The following is a 6,795-nucleotide window of genomic DNA, read 5'->3' on the forward strand; positions in this document are numbered from 1 at the left end:
GTCAAGCGATCGTAAAGTAGGACTGTGAGCGGAACGCAGATGCAGAAGGTGGTCCCGCCGCGTCTGCTCGTGCCATACCTCTCGGGCAAGCGCACGGTGATCTCGGGCTACGTCTACCGGGTGCAGGACTGCGTCAGGCTGACCACTCCTGAGGCCCTCTACCACGGGCTCGACCTGTCCTTCGACGGCTCCGAGCTGTTCGCCGAGGTGCCCGAGCTCTATGTGATGCGCTGGTTCGCCCGCGACGTCGACACCTACGCGGTGCCCTACGGGCCGCACATGGGCGGCGACTGGAGCGACGCGCCGCCGTTCGCCGGCAACGGGTTCACCACGTCGTCCGAGCACGTGGTGCCGCAGTTCCACACGATGCCGATGCCGATCCCGGCCGGGGCGGAGATCGTGCGCGTCACCGGCGAGGGCGAGCGGCCCTTCGCCGATTACGACGGGCTGACCTGGCGGCCCGCCGCATGAGCGACGACCTCGCGCCGGTCGCCTCCGGCTTCGTGGCCCGCTTCGGCGAGCGCACCCTGCCCGCCGCCCTCGGCCCCGACAGCGACCAGGTGGTGCTGTTCAGCGAGACGGAGCTGGAGGGCTTCGAGCCGGCCTCCGGCTACTGGCGGCGCACGGTGCCCCGGTCGCAGGTGGAGTGGCTGGTGCTGATCCGCACCGTGGGCGCGTTCGGCGGCGAGCCCTGCATCGTGCTCGACGAGGACGACGACGGGCTGCACATCGCCTACACCGGCCACAGCGGGATGAAGGCCGAGGCGCTGGGCTACTGGATGGTCGACCACGGCGCCTACGAGGTCGTGGTGCCCCGCGAAGAGGTCTTCTCCATCCGGGTCGAAAGGATTCCGGTCCCGTAGTCAACCTCCGGCGCGCCCGTGTGTCTCTAGGGATGTGACCGAAACAGCGACCATGGCGCAGCCGTCGTTCGCCGAGCTGTTCGCGGCCCAGTACCAGTCTCTGGTACGCCTGGCCGGGCTGCTCGGCGCGGACGACCCCGAGGACATCGTCCAGGAGGCGTTCGCCCGGCTGCACTCGCGGCGGTTGCGCGACGACGGGGCCGCGATGGCCTATCTCCGCGCGACCGTCTGCAACCTGACCCGTAACCGCCTGCGGCATCTGCGCCTCATCCGGCTGCGCCGCCCCGACCCTCCCGAGCCCGTCCGCAGCAGCGAGCAGGCCGTGCTCGTCTGCGAGGAGCACCGCGAGCTGCTGGCGGCCGTGGACCGCCTGCCGCGCCGCCAGCGCGAGGCCCTCGTCCTGCGTTACTGGCTGGACCTGTCAGAGCGCGAGATCGCCGACGCCATGGGCGTCTCGCCAGGATCGGTGAAGACCCACGCCAGCAGGGGCCTGGCGGCCCTGGGCAGGGCGCTGAAGGAGGAGGACCGGTGACTGACCTGGAAGAGCGCCTGCGAGCGGCCTTCGACGCCCGCGCCCAGACCTTCGAGACCAGCCCGGACGCCTGGGTGCGGGTGCGCGAGCGCAGGCCGCGCCGGTACCTCGCGCTGCGCCTGGCGGCGGCCGCGCTGCCGGTGGCGCTGCTGGCCGTGTTCGTGCCCGTCCTGCTCAACGGGGGCCTGGGCGGGAACACCGCGGCCGGCGCCGACGCGATCTACCAGGGGCTCATGCGGGGCAGGACCGCCGCCGGCGAGCAGGTCACGGTGGACAACCCCACCGAGGGCAAGCCGCTGCGGCTCTGGTTCGCCAGGGGCAGGCTGGGCAATCCCGAGCTGTGCTACGTCCTGGACCGGGCGGACTCCGAGGCGTTCGGGGGCTGCTCGCGCATGCCCACGATCGGCTCCGACGCCTGGTTCGCGGGCAGCACCGCCCGTGAGCAGGCCGAGACCGCGCTGGACTGGGGCGTGGCCGTCGACGACATCGGGACGGTCACCGGGGTCGCGGGCGACGGGCAGAGGTTCCCCGGGCAACTGTGGCGGCCCGCCGGGGCGCCGTACCGGATCTGGACGGTGACCTACCCCGCGCGGCAGCCGCTGTCGAAGATCGAGATCGCCGACGACCGGGGCAGGGACCTCGGCGAGCGCTCGCGCGACATGTTCGCCGCTCCGCAGCCGGGACAGGCGCTCGGGGCGGCCCACGACCTGCCCGCCGGGGTGACCGCGCGGCCGTTCCGGACGAAGGAGGGCACGGAGCTGCGCCTCACACGCGGCGGCGCGGAGCTCGGCACGTCCCTGCTCGGCCGGGCCATGCCACCGGTCGACGCGCGCATGCGGGAGAACGTGATCACCGGGGTGGCCGCGGGGAACGTCTCCAGGATCGCGTTCTCCTTCGAGGACGGGACCACCGCCCAGGTCGGGACGCGGCCCGATCCATGGGGTCTGGGCATCACGCTGTTCGCCGCCGAGGGCGCCCCTGACAACGGGGAGGAGCGCCATCGCCTGGTCGCCTACGACGCGTCGGGCGCGGAGGTCTGGCGCGACGAGGCCGGGGATCCGCGGGAGGACACCCCGCCCGTCGGCGAGGTGATGAGCCTGCCCGGCACCGGAGCGGTCGGTGAGCCGGTGCGCGTCTGGTTCACCGGCGCCGGCTCCGGCGCGACCGGCCCCACGGTCACGCTCTGCTACTCCGGCGGCGTGGACCCCGACCTGTCCTGCATCGGCGGTGGCCGGCACCCGGAACACTTCGGCAGCCCGCTGCGGGCCGTCCAGTACCTGCCGGAGCCCGGCACCGTCAGCTACTTCGGCGCGGCGGGCGACGACTGGGAGTCGGTCGAGGCCGTGCTCTCCGACGGGCGGCGCCTGCCCGCCACGTTCCGGCGCGGCACCGGCACCCCGGCCCCGATCTGGTACGTCACGATCCCGTCCAGCGACGCGGAGGTCGCGGGCTTCACCATGAAACGCAAGGGCCGGCCACTCGGGCTGTTCCCGGAGACGCGCAAGGACTGCGGGCAGCAGGCCCTGCGCTCCGACACCCCCCGCCACCCGCTGCCCGCGGGCGTCACCGCGCTCGTGAGCGAGCCGAACTGCCTGGCCTTCTGGGAGAACGGCGAGCTGGTCATGGGGCTCGCCGGGCCGCTGCCCGGGACCAGGCTGAGCGACCTGCTCAGCGCCGAACAGCCGGTGACGTGGGGCCGCGGCACCCACACCTGGTACGGCTACGCGCTCGCCGGCACCGCCAGGATCGAGGTCACCTCGTCGAACGGCGTCACCGGCACCGCCGAGGCCGCCCCCGACCCGTGGGGACAGGGGGTGACACTGTTCGCCGCGCCGGTCCCCGAGGGCGCCGACTTCTCCGCCGGCATGGTCGTCAAGGGGTTCGACGCCGGCGGCAGGCAGCTCTGGCAGCAGGACTAGCGCAGGTTGCGGTATCGGGCCTGGCGGGCCGCGAAGCGGTCGGCCGGGCTCATCCGCAGCAGCCCCGCGATCTCGTACTCCAGCGCCCGCCCCACCCGCTCGCAGAACTGCCGCGGCTCGTAGGCGGCGTCGGGCAGCTCGGGGATGACGCGGTCCACGATGCCGTCGCGGCGCAGGTCGGTGGCGCGGATCTGCTGCGCCTGGGCGATCTCGGGGGCGAAGTCGACCGAGCGATAGAGGATGGCCGAGGCGCCCTCCGGCGGCAGCGGCGACAACCAGGCGTGCTGCGCGCACAACACCCGGTCGGCGGGCAGCAGCGCCAGCGCCGCCCCGCCCGCGCCCTCGCCGAGCAGCAGGCAGACGGTCGGCGCGTCGAGCGTGACCAGCTCGGCCAGGCAGCGGGCGATCTCGGCGGCCAGCCCGCCCTCCTCGGCCGCCTTCGACAGGTCGGCGCCGGCCGTGTCGATCACGGTGATCAGGGGCAGGCCCAGCTCGGCGGCCAGCCGCATGCCGCGCCTGGCCACCCGCAGCCCCGCCGGGCCGAGCGGCGAGCGGGTGCGCTGGAGCCGCCGGTCCTGGCCGAGCACCACGGCGGGCACGGTGCCGAACCTGGCCAGCGCGAGCACCAGCCCCGGCTCGTTCTTGCCCTCGCCCGTGCCGCTGAGCCTGGTCACGTCGGTGGCGGCCAGCTTGAGCAGCGCGCGTACGCCCGGCCGGTCGTCACGGCGGGAGCGGGTGATCGCCTCCCACGCCTCCACCGGCCGCAGGTCCTCCTCCGGCGGCTCGCCCGCCACGATGCCGGCACGGTCGTCGGCGAGCACGGCCAGCGCCCTGATCGCCGCCTCGCGCGCCTCCTCGGCCGAGACGACCGCGTCGATCAGCCCCTTGCCGTGCAGGTTCTCCGCGACCTGCACGCCCTCCGGGAACGAGTAGCCGTGCAGCGACTCGAACACGCGCGGCCCGAGAAACCCGATGAGCGCGCCCGGCTCGGCCAGCGTGACCTGCCCGAGCGACCCCCAGGACGCCAGCACCCCGCCGGTCGTCGGATGCCGCAGATAGACCAGGTACGGCAGGCCGACCGCCCGGTGCGCCTGGATCGCGGCGGTGATCTTCACCATCTGGACGAAGGCGCGCGCGCCCTCCTGCATGCGCGTGCCGCCCGACGCCGGCGCGGCCAGCAGCGGCAGCCCCTCGCGGGTGGCCCGCTCGATCGCGGTGACGAGCCGCTCGGCCGCCGCCACCCCGATCGAGCCCGCCATGAACGAGAACTCGCACGCCGCGACGGCCACCCTGCGCCCGCCGAGCAACCCTTCACCGGTGATCACGGCCTCGTCGTAGCCGGACTTGACCCGGGCCGCCGCCAGCTCGTCGGCGTAGGAGGAGCCGGGCTGGGCCGGATCGGCGGGCGGCGCGTCCCACGACTTCCACGACCCCCGGTCGAGGACCGTTTCCATCAGTGTGCGCGCGTCCGGACGGCTCACTATCACTCCCTGGATGTCAGCGACGATGCAATGTTGACGCATGAGCGCCCCGGCCGGTGCCATCGGTTTCCGATCATCGTTCGCGCTCGTCCAGCCAGGCGAGCACGGCCTCGCCGTCCTGGCCGAGCGCGGGCGGCGCGGTGTGCTTCATCCCCTCCAGCCCGTCGAAGCGCAGCGGCGGGCCGGGCAGCTCGATCGTGCCGAGCACCGGGTGCTCCACCTCGACGACCAGGCCCTGCGAGCGGGTCTGCTCCCAGGAGTAGACCTCGTCGAGCGTCCTGATCGAGCCCGCGGGCACCCCGGCCTCGCCCAGCCTGGCCAGCCAGTGGGCGCGGTCGTGGGCGGACAGGGCCTTCTCCATGTCGGCGATCAGCTCGTCGCGATGGGCGAACCGGTCGCGGTTGGTGGCGTAGCAGGGGGTGTCGGGGTCGATGCCGAGCAGCGCCGCCACCTTACGCCACTGGCCGTCGTTGGCGGCGGCGATCTGCACCATGCCGTCGGCGCAGCGGAAGGCGCCGTAGGGGGCGATGGAGGCGTGGTGGTTGCCGCCCGCGCCGGGCACCCGGCCGCCGACCGTCCAGGCGGTGCCGTGGTAGGAGTGCACGCCGGTGACGGCGGCCAGCAGCGAGGTGCGCACGACGCGTCCCTTGCCGGTGCGCTCGCGCTCGTAGAGGGCGGCGGCCACGCCGTACGCGCCGTGGATGCCGGCCAGCAGGTCGGCGACGGAGGCCCCGACGCGGTACGGCTCGTCGGGCGAGGGACCGGTCAGCGACATCAGCCCGGCCTCCCCCTGGGCGATCTGGTCGTAGCCGGGGCGCCCGCCTTCGGGGCCGTCGTGGCCGAAGCCGGTGATCGACAGGATGACGAGGCGGGGGTTGAGCTCGTGCAGGCGGGCGACGGGGAAGCCGAGGCGGTCGAGCACGCCGGCGCGGAAGTTCTCGACGAGCACGTCACTCTGCCGGACGAGCCGCTCGACGAGCCGCTTGCCCTCCGCGGACTTCAGATCGACGGCGATGGACTGCTTGTTGCGGTTGGCGGCCAGGAAGTAGGTCGAGATCTCCTCGTCGGGCCCGACGAACGGCGGCCCCCAGCCGCGCGACTCGTCGCCGCCGTCCGGATGCTCCACTTTGATCACCCGGGCGCCCAGGTCACCGAGCATCTGCGCGGCGTGCGGCCCGGCCAGCGCCCTGGACAGATCGAGCACGACGATGTCACCGAGGGGTCCGAGCACGATCCGACCTCCTGCTTGCGTCCGGGAGTGGAAGAACATTCTCTCAGGCGTCCACGATCCGTCATCTACCCTGGGTCGGTGAATGACCTGCCCGCCCGCATCGCGGCCCTGCCGCCCTCGTGCGGCCCGGTGCGCCTGGTCGCCGTGGACGGGCCCGCGGGCTCGGGCAAGACGACGTTCGCCGGCCGCCTGGCGGGCGAGCTGGGCTGCCAGGTGATCCACAGCGACGACTTCCCCGTGCCGTGGGAGGAGGGTCCGGGCGCCTGGTTCCACGCCCTGGAGCGCCAGGTGCTGCGCCCGCTCCGGCAGGGGCTGCCCGGAGGTTTCCGCAGGTACGACTGGGTGCGCGACGCCTATGCCGAATGGGTGGCCGTGCCCGTCGCGCCGGTGCTGATCATCGAGGGCGTGGGCACGGCGCGGGCGTCGGTGGCGGAGCTGGTGGCGTACACCGTCTGGCTGGAGGCCGCCGAGCCGGTGCGGCTGCGGCGCGTGCTGGAGCGCGACGGCGCCGCGCTGGAGCCGCGGTGGAAGGAGTGGTTCGAGGCCGAGCGCGCGTGGTTCGCCGAGGACCGCACGCGCGAGCGGGCCGACCTCGTCATCACGACGTGACCCGGCCGGCGGCTCCCACGCGTCATCGGCGGGCGTGATGCCCGAGTGCGAGGCCGGTGGCGATGCTCCTATGGATGTCAATCGGTGTTTTCTTGATCGTTTTGGGTGATCGCTTTGTAGAGTTCCCGGGCGATGTAGCGTTTGAGGCAGCGGATGATCT

7 protein-coding genes are annotated in these 6,795 nt (G+C 73.5%); 5 read left to right on the forward strand and 2 right to left on the reverse strand.

All coding sequences use genetic code 11. The annotated features are described in order from the left end of the window. The first annotated feature begins 24 nt into the window (after nt 1-24). From IO39_RS32935 to IO39_RS32950, 4 genes are read left to right on the forward strand one after another with little or no spacing between them, the layout of a single operon-like run. Complete coding sequence (locus IO39_RS32935) at nt 25-471, forward strand: hypothetical protein (protein WP_245642438.1); 447 nt, start codon at nt 25-27, stop codon at nt 469-471. Continuing rightward, nucleotides 468-863, forward strand: a complete 396-nt coding sequence (locus IO39_RS32940) for a UCP033725 family protein (RefSeq protein ID WP_043631314.1) — start codon at nt 468-470, stop codon at nt 861-863. The genes IO39_RS32935 and IO39_RS32940 overlap by 4 nt, the downstream gene beginning before the upstream one ends. Nucleotides 864-897: 34 nt before the next feature. Then, nucleotides 898-1,395, forward strand: a complete 498-nt coding sequence (locus IO39_RS32945) for a sigma-70 family RNA polymerase sigma factor (RefSeq protein ID WP_245642439.1) — start codon at nt 898-900, stop codon at nt 1,393-1,395. Continuing rightward, nucleotides 1,392-3,314, forward strand: a complete 1,923-nt coding sequence (locus IO39_RS32950; RefSeq protein ID WP_043631321.1) for a PQQ-binding-like beta-propeller repeat protein — start codon at nt 1,392-1,394, stop codon at nt 3,312-3,314. Before IO39_RS32945 ends, IO39_RS32950 begins: the two co-directional genes overlap by 4 nt. Here the strand turns inward: IO39_RS32950 and IO39_RS32955 are convergent. Both IO39_RS32955 and IO39_RS32960 read right to left on the reverse strand, forming a co-directional pair. Next, a complete protein-coding gene (locus tag IO39_RS32955) occupies nt 3,311-4,837 on the reverse strand; it encodes a carboxyl transferase domain-containing protein (RefSeq protein ID WP_052423662.1) in 1,527 nt (508 codons plus the stop codon). The two genes, IO39_RS32950 and IO39_RS32955, sit on opposite strands and share 4 nt — an antisense overlap. Before the next feature lie 31 nt (nt 4,838-4,868). Continuing rightward, nucleotides 4,869-6,065: a CaiB/BaiF CoA transferase family protein gene (locus IO39_RS32960; protein WP_169789164.1), complete on the reverse strand. Its 1,197-nt coding sequence runs from the start codon at nt 6,063-6,065 to the stop codon at nt 4,869-4,871. 39 nt (nt 6,066-6,104) lie between these two features. Between IO39_RS32960 and IO39_RS32965 the strand changes: the two genes are divergently transcribed. Continuing rightward, entirely contained in the window at nt 6,105-6,635 is a 531-nt protein-coding gene (locus IO39_RS32965) for a uridine kinase family protein (RefSeq protein ID WP_043631331.1), read from the forward strand. Nucleotides 6,636-6,795: the final 160 nt, after the last annotated feature.

The organism is Nonomuraea candida (genome assembly GCF_000725485.1).
Taxonomy (GTDB): domain Bacteria; phylum Actinomycetota; class Actinomycetes; order Streptosporangiales; family Streptosporangiaceae; genus Nonomuraea; species Nonomuraea candida.

What these genes read in the sequence shown, in the direction of transcription:
- IO39_RS32960 (WP_169789164.1), bottom strand. Translation starts at nt 6,065, where the DNA reads ATGTTCTTCCACTCCCGGACGCAAGCAGGAGGTCGGATCGTGCTCGGA.
- IO39_RS32955 (WP_052423662.1), bottom strand. Translation starts at nt 4,837, where the DNA reads ATGCGTCAACATTGCATCGTCGCTGACATCCAGGGAGTGATAGTGAGC.
- IO39_RS32940 (WP_043631314.1), top strand. Translation starts at nt 468, where the DNA reads ATGAGCGACGACCTCGCGCCGGTCGCCTCCGGCTTCGTGGCCCGCTTC.